Genomic DNA, 18,129 nt, shown 5'->3' with positions numbered 1-18,129 from the left:
ACCGCCGTCGTCGGGTTCGGCATCTCGGGCAAAGTCTTTCACGCACCGCTGATCGCGGCGGATGCCAACTACTCGCTGGACGTGATCGTCACGGCGGATCCGGACCGCGCCTCGGAGGCGGCGAGGCTCTACCCGGACGCCCGGATCGTCCCGACGCCGGAGGACCTGTTTGCGCTCTCCGGTGACCTCGATCTGGTGGTCCTCGGGACGCCGCCGCTGACCCACTTCGACCTCGCCGCGACGGCCATCGCCCACGGCCTCCCCGTGGTGGTGGACAAGCCGTTCGTCACCACGTCGAACCAGGGGCAGGAGCTCATCTCCCGGGCGGCCGACGCCGGCGTGCAGCTCACGGTATTTCAGAACCGACGCTGGGACGCGGACTTCCTGACACTGCGGAAGCTTGTCGGGGAAGCAGCGCTGGGGGCGGTGCGCAGCTTCGAATCGCGCTTTGAATGGTGGCGGCCGGAGGGCTTCGGAAACTGGCGGGACACCGCTGCCGTGTCCGAGGGCGGCGGCATCCTCAACGACCTCGGCGCCCACCTGATCGACCAGGCCATCCAGCTCTTCGGCCCGGTAACCGAAAGCTACGGGGAAACGGCGAACCACAGCCAGGATCCGGGCGGCGCCGACACCGAGGCCTTCGTGTCCCTGCTCCACGAATCCGGGGTCCGCTCACGGTTGTGGATGAACGGCATGGCGGCGCAGGTCGGCCCGCGCTTTCACGTCCTGGGCTCCGAGTCCGGCTACACGAAGTGGGGCCTGGACGGCCAGGAACCGGCCCTCGCGGCCGGAACGACACCCACGGACCAGGGCTACGGCGTCGAACCCCAAACCCATTGGGGGACCGTGGGTGTCGACGGAGACCTGCGGCCAACCGCATCTGAACCCGGCGCCTATCCGCTGTTCTATGCAGAGCTCGCGACTGCCCTCCGTGGCAAGGGCCCACTGCCGGTCGACCCCGAAGAGTCCCTCGAGGTCCTGAGGGTCATCGAAAATATCCGCGCCTTCGCATAGCCCGCACACCGGCTCCCAGTGCCCCTGACGGGCACCCCGGACACCTCTACTTAAGGAAAGGCAGACCCATGTCCTCCACGCCCTCAACCAAGCGCACCGCCATCATCGGCGGCGGCATCCTCGGCGTCTCCACCGCCGTCCACCTGCTCCGCGACGGCGCCTCCGTCATCCTCCTGACCGAACACGGCCTGGCCAGCGAGGCCACCGGCCGCTCGCTCTCCTGGCTGAACTCCGCCGGAGAACGGTCCACGCCGTACCACCAGCTCCGGGTCGCCGGCGTGGACCGCTACCGCACACTCTTCGCCGCGGACCCCGGCCGGGACTGGCTGCAGTTCGGCGGTGGCCTCATGTGGAATCCCGCCGGCCAGGAAGCCGCCACGGAAGCCCGCCACCACTACGAGAAATCCATCGGCTATGACTCGAAGCTTCTGACACCCGCACAGGTTTCCTCAGCCACCCCCGGCATCGATCCGGATGCCGTTCCGGAGAACGCCATCTTCAATCCCGGCGAGGGCTGGGTCAGCCTGCCCGATCTGGTGGACTTCCTGATGGAGGAGTTCCACGCCCTGGGCGGTGAACTCGTACTCAACGCCGGCAAGGTGTCCGTGACGGTCGACGGCGGCCGGGCCACCGGCGTCGAGACGGCCGCAGGCGAAACCTACGAGGCAGACGCTGTCCTCGTGGCGTGCGGTGCCGCAACTCCCGCCGTCGTCGCACCCCTCGGCGTCGAGATCCCCAACGGATCCCCGGTCTCCATGCTGGTGCTGACCAAACCCGTGGAGCACGAGCTGAAGGCCGTGCTGAACACCCCCAGGGCCGCCGTCCGGCCCAACCCCGGAAACACCCTCGCCCTGGACCACGACTGGTATGAAGGGCACATCGCCGAACACACCGACGGCTCCTTCAGCATCCCCGATGACGTGGTCCAGGAGCTCGCCGATGAGGCATCCAGGCTCATCGCCGGCAACCCCGACCTCAAACCGGCCTCCTGGAAGATCGGCTACAAGCCCATCCCGGGCGACGGCGAACCGGTCCTCGGTGAACTCGGCCAGGTGCCCGGCTGCTTCGTGGCCTTCACACACTCGGGGGCCACGCTCGGCCTCATCGCAGGCGAACTTCTCGCAGGCGAGATCATGACTGGCACGAAGCACCCGATGCTGGCCACCTTCCGGCCGGGACGCTTCTCCTAGCCAGGGCCACGGCTGGCAGGCAGGGTCGGCGTTCACCGGCCCTGCCTGCCTAAGCCCCGTCCTGCTCCGGTAACGGGAGCGCCGCCCGTGGGGCCAGATCCATGGTTGTCAGGCGACTGGGGCCGGGCTTCCGGCTACGGACTGGGGGAGGGGCTGGGGGACCCGGTCCCGGATGGGGCGGTGGTGTTCCCGGGCAGCGTGGGTGACGTGCTGCCGGAGGCAGTCCCGGATCCAGGCGTCGCGGGCATGTACGACTGGTATTCGGGCAGCGTGGAGTCGAGGACCGGAAGCTGCAGCTCGGCCGACTTACCTGTGGAGTCCTCGCTCACCCGGACCGTGACCAGGGACCCGGGGGATCCCGTGGTGGGGTCCAGCAGCATGGCCGGAGGTTGGGCCAAAGACGTTTCGCCGTTGGCCTTGACCGGAATCGATACCGTCGGTCCGGAAGCGCCGGAGATCGTGACAACCGCGTCTTTGGCGGACGTGTTGAATACCGTGCCCATGATCCGTCCGGGCTGGTCCGCTCCGTGGGAGAGGATGAGCATGTCCGCCAGCTTCATCGGACCGACCACGGTGTTGATCCCGTTGGTCGCCGGCGTGATCTTCGTGGTTTCCGCGGGGTTGTCTGAGGAGCAGCCGGCTCCGGCCAGAAGCAGCACCCCCAGCGTGAGGGCGGCGATCGCAGATCTGATTCCTGCCAACAGGGTTGTGGCTGCCACGGCCGGCTCCTCTCGACAGAAAGCTGTCCGGTCACCTCCGATTATCGTCCCGGGCGGCGGCAAAATCGACCCGCCGTCGCTCCTGGTGGCCGCCAAGCGGGCGGCGCCCGGCGGCGGCGCCACCGGCCGGCCCGACATGCGGCTTGAGTTCGAGGATCCCGGGGGCCGCACCCGGCTGCTCCTCGGATGACACCAAACGAGGATTATTTACTGATTTGCGAATCAGAATCCCCATAATTGCCGCAAATAGGTGATTATGGAATCATGCCGAAAATCCGCATCTCCGAAGCAGCACGTTTTCTCGGGGTCAGTGACGACACCGTCCGGCGCTGGACCGAGAATGGGATCCTGACCCCGGTCAAAGATGACTCCGGCCGGCTGGCCGTGGACGGCCTGGAACTTGCCCACCTGGCCCGCGACCAGGCACAGCTTCCCGATGACCCCACCAAGGTGGGCCGCTCCGCCCGCAACCGGTTCGTCGGCCTGGTCACGGGCATCACCGCTGACAAAGTCATGGCGCAGGTTGAGCTGCAGTGCGGGCCCTTCCGCGTCGTGTCCCTGATGAGCAGCGAAGCCGTCCGGGAACTGGGCCTGGAGCTCGGATCCGTGGCGACCGCCGTGGTCAAAGCCACCACCGTCATCATCGAAACGCCCCACGGAAAGAGCATCATATGAGGACTGCCCGCAAGCACATCCTCGCACTGCTGGCGGCCGGCGCCCTGGCCGCGGGCCTGGCCGGCTGCGCCGCCGGCACGCCCGGGGCAGCCGGAACCGCCTCCAACTCCAACTCCAGCGCCGGGGCCAGTGAGACCCGCACGCTGTCCGGAGCGATCACCGTTTACGCCGCGGCCTCGCTGAAATCGACCTTCACCAAGCTGGCCAGCGATTTCGAGGCGAAGAACCCCGGCACCAAAATCACTTTGAACTTTGCCGGCTCCTCGGACCTGGTCACGCAGATCACCCAGGGCGCCCCGGCCGACGTCTTCGCCTCCGCCGACACCAAGAACATGACCAAGCTGGCCGATGCGGAACTGATCGACGGCGCCCCGGCCAACTTCGCCACGAACGTCCTGGAAATCGCGGTTCCGCCGTCCAACCCGGCATCGATCAGCTCCTTCGCCGACCTCGCCAAACCGGGCGTGAAGGTGGTGGTCTGCGCACCGCAGGTTCCCTGCGGCGCCGCGGCCGAGACCGTCGAAAAAGCCACCGGCACCACCCTGGCGCCGGTCAGCGAGGAATCGTCCGTCACGGATGTCCTGGGCAAGGTCACCTCGGGTGAGGCCGACGCCGGGCTGGTCTATGTCACGGACGTCAAGAACGCCGGAGACAAGGTCACAGGCATCCCCTTCGCCGAGTCGGACCAGGCCGTAAACACCTACCCGATCGCCACCGTCGGCACCAGCAAGAACAAGGGGCTCGCCGCTGCCTTCATCGCCGCGGTCACCGGCAGCGCGGGCAAGAAGGTCTTGAGCGACGCCGGATTCGGCACCCCGTAAACGGCATGCACAGGCGCAGCGGCACCGGGTACACAGGCATCCCGGCATGGATTTACGCCATCGCGGCAGCAGGGGCACTCTTCGTCCTGCTGCCGCTGGTGGCAATGGTCGCCAGGGTCAACTGGTCCGAGTTCATCCCGCTGATCACCTCCGAATCCTCACTCACCGCGCTCGGCCTGAGCCTGCGTACCTCCGCGGCGAGCACCGCCTCCTGCATCGTCCTCGGCGTGCCGCTCGCACTCATCCTGGCCCGGAGCCCGTTCCCGGGCCAGCGCCTGCTCCGGGCCTTCGTCCTGCTGCCGCTGGTCCTGCCTCCCGTGGTCGGAGGCATCGCCCTGCTCTACACCTTCGGCCGCCAGGGACTCCTGGGCAAAAGCCTGGAACTGGCCGGAATCCAGATCGCCTTCTCCACCACCGCCGTCGTCCTCGCCCAGACGTACGTTGCCCTGCCGTTCCTGGTGGTCAGCCTCGAAGGCGCCCTGCGCACCGCCGGCAACAAGTACGAGGCGGTCGCCGCGACCCTCGGCGCGCGCCCGGGCACGGTGCTGCGCCGGGTGACCATCCCGCTGGTGCTCCCCGGCCTGGCCTCCGGCGCCGTTCTGTCCTTCGCCCGCAGCCTGGGCGAATTCGGTGCCACCCTGACCTTCGCCGGCAGCCTGCAGGGCGTCACCCGCACCCTTCCGCTGGAGATCTATCTGCAACGCGAAACCGACGCCGACGCCGCCGTCGCGCTCTCCCTCCTGCTGGTCGCCGTGGCGGTGGCCGTCGTCGGGCTCTCCTACCGGCGCCCTCGCCTTGGCGTTGCACCGGAAGGAGCACTCCGGTGACCTTTCAGCTGGACGCAACCCTTGCCGCACGGAGTTTCGAGGTCTCCCTCAGCCTCGGACCGGCCGAGACAATCGCCATCCTCGGGCCCAACGGGGCCGGTAAATCGACGCTCCTCTCGATCATCTCCGGCCTGCTGCGCCCCGATGCCGGCAAGGCGACGATCGGCGAAAAGGTCCTGTTCGACCTGGGCGCGGACACCAACATCTGGCGTGCCCCGCACACCCGGGGCACGGCGCTGCTGGCCCAGGAAGCCCTCCTGTTTCCGCACCTCAGCGCACTGGACAACGTCGCGTTCGGGCCACGCAGCGCCGGCGCCTCCAGCGCGGCGGCCCGCGAAACGGCAATGCACTGGCTCAGCGAGGTCGACGCCGACTCCCTCGCCTCGCGGCGCCCCGGACAGCTCTCCGGCGGACAGGCCCAGCGGGTGGCCGTGGCCCGCGCCCTCGCCGCCGACCCCGACCTGCTGCTCCTCGACGAGCCCATGGCCGCGCTCGACATCCACGCCGCCCCGCTGCTCCGGCGGCTCCTCAAACGCGTCCTCGCCGGCCGCCGGGCCATCATCATCACCCACGACATCCTCGACGCCCTCATGCTGGCCGACCGGGTGATCGTCCTCGAGGACGGCCGGATCACCGAACAGGGCCCCACCCGCGAAGTCCTGGAAAAACCGCGCAGCCGGTTCGCCGCCGGGCTGGCCGGGCTGAACCTGGTGGCCGGCACCGTCAGCGACGCCGGGGTGACCACCGCCCAGGGCATGGTCGTCGCGGGCCACCAGGACGAGTCCGTCGAGCCCGGGCAGGACGGAGTAGCGGTCTTTCAGCCCTCGGCGGTATCGGTGTTCCTCACCGAAGAGCACGGCAGCCCGCGAAACTCATTCCAAGTGATCATCACGGACCTGGAGCCCCACGGCGATCAGATCCGTGTCCGTGCCGGTCGACTCTCCGCGGACATCACCCCGGCCGCGTCAGCCGACCTCGGCCTCGTCCCCGGAATGAGCGTCTACTTCGTCATCAAGGCCGCCGCCATCGCGATCTACCCGGCCTAGGGAGCTTCCGCACGTTCCGCCCGGCGGAGTAGTCTCGGTGCCGGGCGCTGCCGGCGCTGAGCGACTCCGCGAGGAAAGGAAGGCTATGCCTGGAATGTATGTGGCGACCTCGACCATCACCATCGAGGCGCCCGCGAGCCGCGTATGGACCGTAATCACCGATCCCGATGCAGCCAAGGAGTTCATGTTCGGCACCGAACTCGTTACCGACTGGACGGTAGGCGGACCCATCCTGTGGCGGGGCACCTGGGACGGCAAGGAGTACGAGGACAGAGGCAGCATCCTCGAGTTTGAACCCGGGCGGCGGCTTGTTGTCACGCACTTCAGCCCGTTGAGCGGCCAGCCGGATGCGCCGGAGAACTACCACACGCTGACCTGGACGCTCGAGGACCAGGCCGGTGCCACGCAACTGACGCTCGCCCAGGACAACAACGCCAGTGCCGAGGACGCCGACCACTCCAAGGGCATGTGGGACAGCCTGGTAACGAGCGTGAAGGCGATCGCCGAGCGGGAAGAGTCAGGGCGCGATTAGGCAGCAGGCCGCGGGGCCAGGTTCCGCTACTGCTGACAGCGGCGCGCCGGTGGGCGGACCACAAGCGGACATCAAAGGGAACGCGACAAGAACGCCCGCCCGGGTGTCCCCAGGCAGGCGTTCCCGTCGTCGGCGGAAGGGCGCCTACAGCAGGCTTGCCGCGATGTCCCTCCCGATCCTCTGCAGCAGGGCGGCGGACAGTCCGGGGTCCTTGGAGGAGTCCTGGTCGGTGTACTCGGCCAGGGTGTAGACCCGGGTGAGCGCCAGTTCGGACCACCGTTCCCGGGGGAGGAGGGAACGGCCGGCCACCGCGATGATCGGGCGGGTTCCGGACCTCCGGGCGACGGCGGCCGGAAGTTTGCCGGCGAGGGTCTGTTCGTCGATGCTGCCCTCGCCGGTGATGACGACATCGCAACTGTCCCTGCGGTTGTTGAAATCGAGCAGGTCCAGGAAGTAGTCGGCGCCCGAGACCTGCTTGGCGCCCAGCAGCAGGCAGGCGAAGCCGATCCCGCCGGCGCTTCCGGCGCCCTCGCGCTGCGCCAGTGCCTCGGCGTCCTCAAATCCGGCGTCCGTCAACGTGGCGACGAGGTGCGCCAGCCCGTGCTCCAGCGCCCCGACGTCCTGCGGTCCGGCGCCCTTTTGAGGTCCGAAGACCGCCGGCGCGCCGCCGGGCCCGAGCAGTGGATTGTGGACGTCGCTGGCGACCACGAGCTCCGTGCCGTCCAGTTCGGGGAACCTTGTCCGGCGGATGGTGTGGATCTGCGCCAGCGACTTTCCGCTGCCGTGGAGCTGCCGGCCGCGGACGTCGTGGAAGCCGTAGCCCAGGGCGGTGAGCATTCCCATGCCGCCGTCGGTGCTGGCACTTCCGCCCAGCGCCAGGACGATCCTGGCCGGGTTCAGACTGAGGGCGAACAGGATCGCTTCCCCAAAGCCCCGGCTGGAGGCCGCCAACGGCTCCAGCTGGGCCGCCGGCAGGAGCGCCAGGCCGCACGTGTTGGCGACCTCGACGACGGCGGTGGTGCCGTCGAACGCGATGCCGGCCGGGACGGGCTGGCCGGTGGGCCCGGTGACAGTGTGGCGGTGCCGGGTGAAGCCGGCGGCGACGGCGGCGTCCACACTGCCGTCCCCGCCGTCGGCCAGCGGAAGCAGCTCGCAATGGACCGCTCCGGCCCCGCCAGTGGAGCCGGCTCCGGCGCGGAGCCCTGCGGCCAGGGCATCGGCCACCTCGCCGGCCGTGAGGCTGCCTTTGAACTTGTCCGGTGCGATCAGGGTCCGCACGGTTTTCGGGGCGGTGGTGTGGACCATGTCAGATGGTTTCCGAGTAGGCGGGGCGGCGGTTGTCCTTGGCCGTAGAATCGGCATCGGCGGGTTCTGTGCGCTCCGGGTTGTTGTCCTGGTGCGTGTGGTGGCCGTATTCGATCAGGTCATCGTCGATGTCGCCGTAACCGTCCGGGAGGATCGGATCCTCGCTGGGCAGGGTCTCAACAGTTTCGCCGTTGAAGACGCGGCGGACGCGGTCCGCGTCCAGGGTGCGGTCCCACCAGGCGATGAACAAGGTGGCGACGGCATTGCCGGTGAAGTTTACCAGGGCCCGGCACTCGGACATGAACTTGTCGATGCCGAAGATAAGCATGATGCCGGCGGCAGGGATGGTGCCGAGCGTGGCCAGGGTGGCGGTCAGGGCGATGAAGCCGCCGCCGGCGACGCCGGCCGCGCCCTTGGAGGTGAGCAGCATGACCGCGATGAGGCCAAGCTGCTGGCCGATGGTCAGGTTCGTGTTGGTTGCCTGGGCGATGTAGACAGCGGCCAGCGAAAGGTAGATGGCGGCGCCGTCGAGGTTGAAGCTGTAGCCCGTGGGGACCACGAGCCCGACCGTTTCCTTCTTCACACCGGCGTGCTCGAGCTTGCGCATCAGGCCCGGGAGGGCCGGTTCGGCCGTGGAGGTGCCCAGAATGAGCAGGTACTCCTCTTTGAGGTGGCGGATCATCTTGAAGATGTTCAGCTTCAGGAAGGCCATGACGGAGCCGAGGACCACGACGACGAAGAGGATCGAGGTGGCGTAGAAGAGCGCGATCAGCCCGCCCATGCTGGAGAGGGAGGAGACGCCGTACTTGCCGACGGCGAAGGCCATCGCGCCGAAAGCGCCCAGCGGGGCGGCCTTCATGATGAAGCCCAGGATTTTGAACATGACCCCGGTGAGGCGCTGGACACCGTCCAGGACGGGCGCTCCGACCTTGCCCATGGCGTTCAGCGCGACGCCGAAGATCACGGCGATGAAGATGATCTGGAGGATGTCGCCTTCCACGAAGGGCGCGACGACGCTGGTGGGGATGACGTGGGTCAGGAACTGCCACCATTCCTGGTGGGCGCCGGCGTCGATGAGTTTGGCCGCGGAGTCCGTCGTCTTGATCGCGCTGGCGTCTGCGTTGACGCCGTCGCCGAGGCGGAAGATGTTGATGGCGACCAGGCCAAAGAGCAGGGCAAAGATCGTGCCGATCTGGAAATACGTCAGGGCCTTCAGCCCGGTCATGCCGACCTTCTTCAGATCCGCGACGCTGGCGATGCCGCCGACGATGGTCAGGAACACGATCGGGCCGATCAGCATTCTCATGGCGTTGACGAAGGTGGTGCCGATCGGTTCCATGGCAATGCCCGCGGCCGGGGCCAGCCAGCCCACCAGAATGCCGAGGACGATGCCGGTCAATACCCAGAAGTACAGCTGCCTGTACCAGCGTTTCTTGGGGGCCGGGATGTCCGTGCCCGCGGTGGTGATGTGTCCCATGATTCCTACCTCATTGTGGAATGTCTCTGGAGATGCTTTAAGTGTGGGGGTTTGCACGGGGCGGGTGCCAGTTGGGCGCAGCCGCCCCGTGCGGTGTGTAGCGTTCGACGGCGGCCGCGCGGCCGGCGTCGTCCGTTTTGGTGCTTCGCAGCGGTGGACGGAAGCGCTAGACGGCCGCCAGGGTGCGGGCCAGGGCCTCGATGATGGCGTCGGTGACGTCCGCGGTGGTGGCGTCGCCGCCGACGTCGCGGGTCAGGTGGCCGGCGCCGGTTGCCTCTTCGATGGCGGCCTCGACGCGGCGGGCTTCCTCGTGCAGGCCGAAGTGGTCCAGCATCAGGGCTGCGCTGGCGATCGCGCCGATCGGGTTGCTGATGCCCTTGCCCGCGATGTCCGGGGCCGAGCCGTGCACCGGTTCGAACATGGACGGGAAGCGGCGCTCCGGGTTCAGGTTGGCGCTGGCCGCCAGGCCGAGGCTGCCGGCCAGGGCCGAGCCGAGGTCGGAGAGGATGTCGGCGTTCAGGTTGGAGGCGACGACGACGGAGAGGTCTTCCGGGTGCAGGATGAACTTGGCGCTCATCGCGTCGACCAGGACGCTCTCGGTGGCGACATCGGGGTAGTCCAGGGCAACACGCTGGAAGGTTTCGTCCCAGAGGACCATGCCGTACTGCTGGGCGTTGGACTTGGTGACGGAGGAGACCTTCTTCACCGTGCGGGTCCGGGCGAGATCGAACGCAAACCGCATGATGCGCTCGCAGCCCTTCTCGGTGAACAGTGCGGTCTGCAGGGCGACTTCGTTGCCCGGGCCGCGGCCGCTGAGGTTGCGCCCGCCGAGGCCGGCGTACTCGCCTTCGCTGTTTTCGCGGACCACAATCCAGTCGAGCTCGGTGGTGTCGGCCTTGCGCAGCGGGGACTGGACGCCCGGGAGGAACTTCACCGGACGGATGTTGGCCCACTGGTCAAAGTTCTGCGTGATATTCAGGCGCAGGCCCCAGAGGCTGATGTGGTCCGGGACGTTTTCCCAGCCGACAGCGCCGAAGTAGATGGCGTCGAAATCCTTGAGGGTGTCCAGTCCGTCGGGGTCCATCATCTGGCCGGTCTTGGCGTAGTACTCGCAGCCCCATGGGAACTCGGTCCATTCGAAGGCGAACTTGCCGCCGGAATTCTGCGCCAGGGCGTCCAGGACCCGGCGTCCGGCGGAGACGACCTCTTTGCCGACCCCGTCTGCGGGGATTGAAGCGATGCTGAATTTCTGGGTGGCGCTCATGTGCCTACCTCCTCGTTGAGTGTGTTAGCAGCGTCACACTGCCTTCCTCTTCAAGTAGACGGGCCGGCACCACATGCCGTCCAAGACCAAGATCCGATCCGCTAGATAGGTTCAGCCTATTGATGATGCGCCGGGGGAGGCGTGTCTGTCCTTCCTTGCGGTTGCGGGGCCGCGTGCAGCCGCGCCACCGCCAGGAAGGACCGGGCCGCGGGGGTCAGGTCGTCCCTCCGGCTGAGAACGGCAACATCCAGGTAGGACACGGGTTCGATCAGCAGCGTCCGGAGCCCCGATTTGTGGGCCAGGGGCGCCCACGACGACGGCATCACGGCGTGGCCGACCCCGGCCAGGACCAAGGGCAGGATCGAGGTCCGGTGGGCGACCTCGACGACGATTTCGGCGTCGATCCCCCGCGCCAGTGCATCGTCCACAAGCCAGCGCATCAGCGAGCCGCGCTGGCTCGCGACCAGGCGGTGGCCGGCCAGCTCCTCGCGTTGAATCGTTGTTGCGGCGCCAAACGTATCGGACTGGGGATTGACGAGAAGGATCAGCGGCTGGCGATCGAGCTCCAGCACCTCAACGCCGGGAACCTTGATGGGCGTGGGGGAGCCTGCCAGCCCGATCTCCGTGCTGCCGCTTCGGACAGACTCGATGACGTCCTCCGGGGTGAAGGCGGCGCTGACATTGAGCCGGACCAGGGGATGCGCACGGGTGAAGGCGGCGATCATCGAGGACAGGGGCTCGATCCCGGGTGAGGGCATCGTGACGATGTCCAGCCGTCCGCTGCGCAGCCCGCGCACCGACTGCACCGCGGACTGCGCAGCATCGAGGTTGCGCATCACCAGCCGGGCTGGCCCGATCAGCTCCTTGCCCGCCTCGGTGAGCACCGCCCGCCGCCCGATCCGGTGGAAGAGCGGCACGCCCAGCTCCTTCTCGAGGGCGGCGATGGTCTGCGAGAGCGATGGCTGGGCGATGAGCAGGTGCTCCGCGGCCCGGCTGAACCCGTCGTGGTCAACAACAGCCAGAAAATACTTCAGCTTTCGGGTGTCCACCCTGGCTCCTTCACCGGTTTTTGCACTTGGCGGTTGCCGTGCGGCCGCCTGATCGATGAGTCCGAGCCTATTTCCTGCCGGCGATTCGGATGCGCATTTTTTCCACATCCGCGGCAAGGAGCATGATCGCCGCTCGCCGGATCACGCAACGCCCGCCGTCGTCCGCGCCGCTCGGGTCTTCGCCGCGCTACGGCAGCCGGGAGGGGCGCAGCAGCGTGGGGACGCCGGCCTGCCCGGGGTCGAGCGGGACGGGGCTGACCAGCACGGCCGGGCCGCGGCTCAGGAGGCCGGTCGAAAGCGGCTGGCAGCGCACGCCTCCCCGGCCGCGCATGGCGGCGTGCGCGCCCGGGGCAAGCATCCGGTCCATCCACGTGCACGGGTGTGCTGGCCGTCCGGCCCGGAGCCGGACCACGTTGCCCTTCGATTCGAGCGCGAACTCTTCGCCGAGCAGGGGAGCGAGCTGGGCGCCCCGGAGGACCACATTGCGCCGGGTCAGGAGCGGGTCAAAGGGGCCGGCTGCCAGCTCCTCAGCCATCGCCTCGAGGGCCTCGATCGAGAGGAGGGTGACGGCGGCGTCCATGTGCGCGGCCTTGCCGAAGAACCGGTCGCCGACGACGCCCTTGCCCGCCACCAGTTCCACTTGGTCCGCGTCCGTCGTGGGGACCTGCGCCGCACCATCGCGGGCGCGGCCGAAGTAGGCGTGCGCCGGCGAGACAAGGAGGTGCAGAACCTCGACGCCGTACCTGTAGCTTGCCGTCATGCCCTAAAACTATCCTCCCTCGTGGCGTTGGGCCGCGAAGTCGCCGGAAACGTGCGGACTCGCCGGAGCCTTCCGGCGACCTCGCAGGCTTCCCGCGAACCCGGCGGGGCCCGATCAGGGTACGAGCACGATCTTCCCTTTCGCCGCGGTGCTCCCCAGCAGCTCATGGGCGCGACGAACGTCGGAAAGCGGCAGGCGCTCGGCCACCACCGGGTGAATCTCGCCGCGGCGAAGCAACTCGAGCAGCGCGAAGAAGTCTGCCCTGAACCAGTCCTGGTGGTGGATGCGCAGCTTCTGGATCCGGTAGGACAGCACCTTTCGGCGGGGTGACAGCCAGCCCCAGAGTGCGACGCTCCCCGTTGCCGCGTACCAGGCGATCACGCCCGGCCAGTTCTTGCGCCCCTGCGCGATGGTGGCGTAGCGGCCAAACACAACGAGCCGGCCGCCGGGCCGCAGCGCCCGGAAGGAGCGCAGAGACAACGGCCCACCGATCCCGTCGAGGGCGATGTCTACGCCGTCACCGGTGAGCCCGCGCACTCGGGCCAGGAAATCCTCGTTCTGATAGTCGATCGCCACCGCGCCCAACCGCTCCACTGCGGCGCGGTCCCGGCCGGCGGCGGTCCCGTAGAGGCGGAGGCGGGCCAGTGCTCCGAGCTCGAGGATGGCGGCGCCCACCCTGCCTGCCGCGCCGTGAACCAGGACGCTCTCCCCGGGCTTCGCCTGGGCCGTCCGGTGCAGCAGCTGGTAGGCGGTCATGTAGGGGAAGACGAGGCTCACGACCTCGGCCGGGTCGAGGTCCTCAGGCACATCCACCGCGTATGCCTCCGGCACGCAGACGCGCTCGGCGTTGGCGCCCCACACCGTCAGCGCGCCGATGCGGTCCCCGACCCGTACCCGCGAGCAACCGGGCCCGAGCTCGTCAACGATGCCGACGAGCTCATAGCCGGGCGTGAAAGGCGGCTTCGGTCCGCCGAGATAGGTGCCGGCGCGCAGCTGGGCGTCAGTGAAAGAGACCCCCGAAGCCAGGACCCTGACGCGGACTTCGCCCGGGCCGGGCCGGGCCGTGGATCGTCGACCTCCACCACCTGCAGGACTTCGGGGCCGCCGAAGCGGTCGATCACCACACGCTTCATGGGCTCACTCTACGCTCGGCACACGCTCCGCACACCGGCCCCTTGCCGCCCAGCGCCGGGGCCGCCCGGGGTCTCGTGACCCATTGACACGCCCGAGCGGTCGGACTATCCTACAACCAAATGGTTGTAGATCAGCTCCGAGCCCAGCCCATTGACGAAGAACTTGACCGCCTGTTCCAGGCGTTCGCCGACACGACCCGCCGGGACATCGTGCGCCGCGTGACGGTGGGCGAGTACTCGGTCTCCGGGCTCGCTGCCCTCTACGCCATGAGTTTCGCGGCCGTCCAGAAGCATGTGGCGGTGCTGGAACGCGCTTCCCTTGTCTCCAAGGAGAAGCGGGGAAGGGAGCAGATCGTGCGGGCCAACCACGACGGACTGCAGCGGGCCCGCCGGCTGCTGGACGACTACGAGGTCATCTGGCGCCAGCGCGCCGACCGGATTGCGGACCTGCTTGCCGAATCGGCCGCCCCGGAACCTGGCGAGACGCAGGCAGGCGCCAGATCAACCAAGAAATCGCAAGGCCAAGCTGAAGGAAACTGAAAGATAGGAGAGTTCGTCATGACGGTTGTCAGTTCAGTCAAGAATCTTGAGGCGCTGAGCCTCACCGTGGTCGCCGAGTTTGATGCCGGAGTTGGGCGCGTCTGGCAAATCTGGGAAGACCCGCGCCAGCTCGAGCGCTGGTGGGGGCCGCCCACGTGGCCGGCCACTTTCGAGAAGCATGAGTTCGTCCCGGGCGGCGAGGCCAGCTACTACATGACAGGACCCGAGGGGGAGAAGGCCCGCGGCTGGTGGCGGTTCGTGACCATCAACGCCCCGCACCGGCTGGAGTTCGATGATGGCTTCGCGGACGACAACGGCGACCCCGTGGCCGACATGGGCACGATCCATGGAGTTGTGACACTGGAGCCAATCGGCGACCGCACCCGAATGACCATCATGTCCACGTTCGAGGCGGAGGAGCAGATGGAGAAGATCGTCGCCATGGGCATGGAAGAAGGCATGAGGGAGGCGCTGGGCCAGGTCGACGCGATCATCGCCGAGTCCGTCAACGCCTGACCTGCAACGCAACACGACGACGGCGGGAATCTCCCGCCGTCGTCCGCAAGGCCCTGTTCAGCCCGGTATTAGCGGCGGTAACATGCCGTGTGACATTTACCCACGGTTACGCGGCGAACGGCGACCTCCGCATGTACTACGAGGTCCATGGTCACCCGCGGGCCGGCGAGCCCCCGCTGTTGCTGATTCCCGGCGGAGGCTCGAGCATCGAGACCAACTTCGCCGGCCTCATCCCCGCGCTGCTGGCCGAGAGCCTGCAGGTGATCGCCGTCGAAGAGGAAGGCCACGGCCGGACCGCGGCTACCGCCCGGCCGCTCACCGCCGAAGGATCGGCGGGGGACATCAAGGCCGTGCTCGATGAGCTCAACGTGGACTCCGTGGATGTGCTCGGGTTCAGCGCCGGGGGCCACACCGCGCTCGCGCTGGCCATGAGGCATCCGTCCATAGTGCGGTGCCTGATTGCCGCCTCCACCTTCGCCAGCCGCGACGCTGTGGGCGATGAATTCTGGGAGGGGATGGAAAGGGCAACCCTCGATGACATGCCGGAGGTGTACCAGGACGCGGACCGCCGGCTGAACCCGGAGCCCGGACACCTCGAGCGGATGTTCGAACTGGACCGCCAACGGATCCTGAGCTTCCCCGGCTGGCCGGACGATGACCTGCGCCGCATCACGGCCCGCACCCTGGTGCTGAGCGCCGACCGCGACGTCGTCAGCGCTGACCACGCCGTGCGGATGTCACGGGTCATTCCCGGGGCGCGCCTGATGATCGTGCCGGGCAGCCACGGCGATTATTTGGGCGAGCTGGCCGCGAGCGGGGGCGACCTGCGCGCCATGCGGACCACTCTTCCGTACCTGCTGCGGTTCCTGGAGGAGTAGGGGCCGGTCAGGGCGTTGCCGGCGTGGAGGTCTGCGCCGGACTGGTTTGCGCCGGAGTGGTTTGCGCCGGAGTGGTCTGCGCCGGAGTGGAGCTCCAGTGCTGCCGGTGCAGCCGCTCGAAGCCGTCCAGGAGCAGGTCCAGGGCGAACTCGAACTCGAACTGGTCATCGCACCCCTGGCCCACCACGGAGTCCTGGTGCGCGGAGGCGGTGGCGACCTTCAGGATGTTCGGATACCGCTCGGCCATCTCCTGGAACATGGCCGCCTGCGCTTCCGGCGGAAGGGTGGCCAGCCCTGCGGCGTCCCCGCCGGCGGAGTCGTCGAACAGCTCCTGGGTAAACCCCCACATGCGGCTGCCGAGGGCATGCATGACGTGATGGGTCAGGTCCACGGAGAAGCCTCCGGCCAGGAACATGCCGATGAACGAGTCCATGTAGCCAAGGACCGCTGGCGTTTTATTCGTGCGCGATTCCAGCACTTGCCGGGCCCACGGATGCCGCAGCAGCGCCCCCCGCGCCGAGAGCACCCTCAGGCGCACGGTGTCCTTCCAGCCGGCATCGCGGACGGGAGAATCGATCTCGCTGACAAGGGCGTCCACCATGCCGTCAAGGAGTTCCTCCTTGTTGGCCACGTGCTTGTACAGCGCCATCGGCACGACGCCGAGTTCCTGCGCCAGACGGCGCATGCTCAGCGCCTCGATCCCCACCTGATCGGCCAGCACGACGGCGGCAGCCAGAACGCGGTCCCGGCTCAACGGGATCCGGCGCGTGCGCTCCGCTTGCTGGGTCATCCGGCCACCCTTCCCTAACGGTTCCCTATTGACAAGTGTACGGCGTACACCTAACGTGGCCGCATCAGGTGTACGCCGTACACCGCGCGATTCATGTACCACCGCCGCCAGCCATCCCAGCCAAGGACCACGCCGTGACAACACACGCCAGCAGCGCCCCCGTCCCCCGTGTCCGCCGCCGCCCCCAGTGGCCAGTGCCCGCCGGGTTGATCCTTCTCAGCCTCATCCCGGTGATCGCCGGCGCGGCGCGGCTGACGGAACTGACCGGCGGTGCCGCCATCACCGCCCAGAACGCCCGGTTCTTCGCCTCGCCCGTGCCCGTGGTGACGCACATCCTCAGTGTCACCACCTACAGCCTGCTCGGTGCGTTCCAGTTCCTCCCCGTGCTGCGGGGCCGCCGGGGCTGGCACCGGGTCGCCGGCCGCATCCTCGCGCCGGCGGGCATGCTGGCCGCCCTGTCCGGCCTGTGGATGGCCGTCTTCTATCCGCTGCCGCCCGGGGACGGACCGGCGCTGTTGGTGCTGCGGCTGGTCTTCGGCTCGGCCATGGCGGCGAGCATTGTCCTGGGAGTCGTGGCGGTTGTGCGCCGGGATTTTGTGCGGCACGGCGCATGGATGACCCGCGGCTACGCGATCGGCGTTGCCGCGGGAACGCAGGCGCTGACGGGGCTGCCGTGGATGCTGCTGGTGGGCCCGCCCGACGAGCCGACCCGGGCGGTGCTCCTGGGGGCAGCCTGGGTGTTCAACCTTGCGGTGGCCGAGTACGTCATCCACCGGCGCGCCAGGCGGCCCGTGCGCGTGCCCACCGCTGTCGTCGTGCCCGCCGTCGTCGTCCCCGAACCTGCCGCCGCCGTCGTCGAAGTCGCCGGAAGCGTGCCGGCTCGCCGTACTCTTCCGGCGAAGCGGACGGTTTCCGGCGACGTGGAGGCCGGGCGGCTAGACTCACGCGCATGACAATTGTGGACGATCAGGGCCGCCCGGAGCCTCCCCTCGCCTCCGACGAAACCGCGACCCTCCTGGGTTTCCTGGACTACCAGCGGGCCACGCTGGCGTGGAAATGCGCCGGGCTGGACGCGGCCGGCTTCGTGGCTACTACCGCTGCCTCATCGATGACGCTGGGCGGGCTCCTGAAGCACATGGCCTATGTGGAGAGCGAATGGTTCTCCCGTTCCCTGCACGCCCGGGACCGGGAGGCCCCGTTTGCCGCCGTGGATTGGAAGGCCGACCCGGACTGGGAGTGGCATTCCGCCGCCGGAGACACCCCGGACCAGCTGCGCACCCTGTGGCAGGACGCCGTGGACCGGTCCCGGGTCAGCGTCACGGAGGCCCTGGCCGGCGGTGGCCTGGACCAACTAGCCCGTCGCCCGTGGCCGGACGGTTCGGCACCGAGCCTGCGCTGGATCCTGTGCCACATGATCGAGGAGTATGCCCGGCACAACGGCCACGCCGACCTCCTCCGCGAGGCCCTAGATGTACTGAGCCATCAGGTTGGTGACACCCGGGTGATGGGTGTGGTTCCGATGCCGGTGTGGATTCGTTCAGTGTTGTAGTGCTGGAGCCAGGGCGCAAGTGCGGATTGGCGGTCGTTGCTGCT

General features: G+C 68.3%; 19 protein-coding genes and 2 pseudogenes. 12 read left to right on the top strand and 9 right to left on the bottom strand.

What is annotated here, in order from left to right; all coding sequences use genetic code 11:
- Both Y706_RS0101295 and Y706_RS0101290 read left to right on the top strand, forming a co-directional pair.
- A partial coding sequence (locus Y706_RS0101295) for a Gfo/Idh/MocA family protein (RefSeq protein ID WP_028275172.1) occupies nucleotides 1-1,014 on the top strand: 1,014 nt, incomplete at its 5' end.
- 68 nt (nucleotides 1,015-1,082) lie between these two features.
- The gene (locus Y706_RS0101290; protein ID WP_028275171.1) at nucleotides 1,083-2,204 is read left to right on the top strand and encodes an NAD(P)/FAD-dependent oxidoreductase; all 1,122 of its coding nucleotides are present in this window, start codon (nucleotides 1,083-1,085) and stop codon (nucleotides 2,202-2,204) included.
- 134 nt (nucleotides 2,205-2,338) lie between these two features.
- On the opposite strand, the gene Y706_RS0101285 is transcribed toward Y706_RS0101290, so the two are convergent.
- Nucleotides 2,339-2,923 (bottom strand): hypothetical protein, encoded by a 585-nt coding sequence (locus Y706_RS0101285; protein WP_156945025.1) that lies wholly within the window; start codon nucleotides 2,921-2,923, stop codon nucleotides 2,339-2,341.
- Between the two features lie 264 nt (nucleotides 2,924-3,187).
- Here Y706_RS0101285 and Y706_RS0101275 point away from each other — a divergent pair, with 264 nt between their 5' ends.
- The 5 genes from Y706_RS0101275 (at nucleotide 3,188) to Y706_RS0101255 (ending at nucleotide 6,824) form a co-directional block, all read left to right on the top strand.
- The gene (locus Y706_RS0101275) at nucleotides 3,188-3,598 is read left to right on the top strand and encodes a TOBE domain-containing protein (protein WP_018775502.1); all 411 of its coding nucleotides are present in this window, start codon (nucleotides 3,188-3,190) and stop codon (nucleotides 3,596-3,598) included.
- A complete protein-coding gene (modA, locus tag Y706_RS0101270; protein WP_028275169.1) occupies nucleotides 3,595-4,419 on the top strand; it encodes a molybdate ABC transporter substrate-binding protein in 825 nt (274 codons plus the stop codon). Before Y706_RS0101275 ends, modA begins: the two co-directional genes overlap by 4 nt.
- Nucleotides 4,420-4,424: 5 nt before the next feature.
- Nucleotides 4,425-5,246, top strand: a complete 822-nt coding sequence (locus tag Y706_RS0101265) for an ABC transporter permease (protein WP_028275168.1) — start codon at nucleotides 4,425-4,427, stop codon at nucleotides 5,244-5,246.
- Nucleotides 5,243-6,292 carry a sulfate/molybdate ABC transporter ATP-binding protein gene (locus Y706_RS0101260; RefSeq protein ID WP_028275167.1) on the top strand — a complete coding sequence of 350 codons (1,050 nt, stop codon included), beginning with the start codon at nucleotides 5,243-5,245 and terminating at the stop codon, nucleotides 6,290-6,292. Before Y706_RS0101265 ends, Y706_RS0101260 begins: the two co-directional genes overlap by 4 nt.
- Before the next feature lie 85 nt (nucleotides 6,293-6,377).
- Nucleotides 6,378-6,824: an SRPBCC domain-containing protein gene (locus Y706_RS0101255; protein ID WP_028275166.1), complete on the top strand. Its 447-nt coding sequence runs from the start codon at nucleotides 6,378-6,380 to the stop codon at nucleotides 6,822-6,824.
- A gap of 144 nt (nucleotides 6,825-6,968) precedes the next feature.
- Here Y706_RS0101255 and Y706_RS0101250 read toward each other — a convergent pair whose 3' ends face one another.
- The 6 genes from Y706_RS0101250 to Y706_RS22930 form a co-directional block, all read right to left on the bottom strand.
- The gene (locus Y706_RS0101250) at nucleotides 6,969-8,129 is read right to left on the bottom strand and encodes a glycerate kinase (protein ID WP_084475842.1); all 1,161 of its coding nucleotides are present in this window, start codon (nucleotides 8,127-8,129) and stop codon (nucleotides 6,969-6,971) included.
- Nucleotide 8,130: 1 nt separating this feature from the next.
- Entirely contained in the window at nucleotides 8,131-9,606 is a 1,476-nt protein-coding gene (gene dctA / locus Y706_RS0101245; protein ID WP_028275164.1) for a C4-dicarboxylate transporter DctA, read from the bottom strand.
- Between the two features lie 166 nt (nucleotides 9,607-9,772).
- Complete coding sequence (locus tag Y706_RS0101240) at nucleotides 9,773-10,870, bottom strand: tartrate dehydrogenase (protein ID WP_028275163.1); 1,098 nt, start codon at nucleotides 10,868-10,870, stop codon at nucleotides 9,773-9,775.
- Between the two features lie 116 nt (nucleotides 10,871-10,986).
- A complete protein-coding gene (locus Y706_RS22935; protein WP_043434087.1) occupies nucleotides 10,987-11,919 on the bottom strand; it encodes a LysR family transcriptional regulator in 933 nt (310 codons plus the stop codon).
- Nucleotides 11,920-12,106: 187 nt separating this feature from the next.
- Nucleotides 12,107-12,679: an MOSC domain-containing protein gene (locus Y706_RS0101230; protein ID WP_028275162.1), complete on the bottom strand. Its 573-nt coding sequence runs from the start codon at nucleotides 12,677-12,679 to the stop codon at nucleotides 12,107-12,109.
- Between the two features lie 114 nt (nucleotides 12,680-12,793).
- On the bottom strand, nucleotides 12,794-13,486 hold the full coding sequence (locus tag Y706_RS22930; protein ID WP_216699088.1) for a zinc-binding dehydrogenase: 693 nt from the start codon (nucleotides 13,484-13,486) through the stop codon (nucleotides 12,794-12,796).
- A 446-nt stretch (nucleotides 13,487-13,932) separates the two neighbouring features.
- Here Y706_RS22930 and Y706_RS22925 point away from each other — a divergent pair, with 446 nt between their 5' ends.
- The 3 genes from Y706_RS22925 (at nucleotide 13,933) to Y706_RS0101210 (ending at nucleotide 15,746) form a co-directional block, all read left to right on the top strand.
- A complete protein-coding gene (locus tag Y706_RS22925) occupies nucleotides 13,933-14,352 on the top strand; it encodes an ArsR/SmtB family transcription factor (RefSeq protein ID WP_084475840.1) in 420 nt (139 codons plus the stop codon).
- A gap of 18 nt (nucleotides 14,353-14,370) precedes the next feature.
- Complete coding sequence (locus Y706_RS0101215; RefSeq protein ID WP_028275161.1) at nucleotides 14,371-14,868, top strand: SRPBCC family protein; 498 nt, start codon at nucleotides 14,371-14,373, stop codon at nucleotides 14,866-14,868.
- Between the two features lie 89 nt (nucleotides 14,869-14,957).
- Entirely contained in the window at nucleotides 14,958-15,746 is a 789-nt protein-coding gene (locus tag Y706_RS0101210) for an alpha/beta fold hydrolase (protein WP_028275160.1), read from the top strand.
- Nucleotides 15,747-15,753: 7 nt separating this feature from the next.
- Here Y706_RS0101210 and Y706_RS22920 read toward each other — a convergent pair whose 3' ends face one another.
- Nucleotides 15,754-16,536 carry a TetR/AcrR family transcriptional regulator gene (locus Y706_RS22920; protein ID WP_043434081.1) on the bottom strand — a complete coding sequence of 261 codons (783 nt, stop codon included), beginning with the start codon at nucleotides 16,534-16,536 and terminating at the stop codon, nucleotides 15,754-15,756.
- 134 nt (nucleotides 16,537-16,670) lie between these two features.
- Here Y706_RS22920 and Y706_RS0101200 point away from each other — a divergent pair, with 134 nt between their 5' ends.
- Nucleotides 16,671-17,489, top strand: a complete 819-nt coding sequence (locus Y706_RS0101200; protein WP_028275159.1) for a DUF2306 domain-containing protein — start codon at nucleotides 16,671-16,673, stop codon at nucleotides 17,487-17,489.
- Nucleotides 17,486-18,007: pseudogene (locus Y706_RS22915) on the top strand (DinB family protein); the annotation flags it as partial. The gene Y706_RS0101200 and the pseudogene Y706_RS22915, both read left to right, overlap by 4 nt.
- Before the next feature lie 11 nt (nucleotides 18,008-18,018).
- Here Y706_RS22915 and Y706_RS29915 read toward each other — a convergent pair.
- Nucleotides 18,019-18,129, bottom strand: a pseudogene (locus tag Y706_RS29915) (IS481 family transposase); the annotation flags it as partial.

This window comes from Arthrobacter sp. I3 (genome assembly GCF_000520575.1).
Classification (GTDB): Bacteria; Actinomycetota; Actinomycetes; order Actinomycetales; family Micrococcaceae; genus Arthrobacter; species Arthrobacter humicola_A.
Note: the sequence above shows the minus strand (reverse complement) of the source record. Positions and strands in the feature narration are given on the sequence as shown.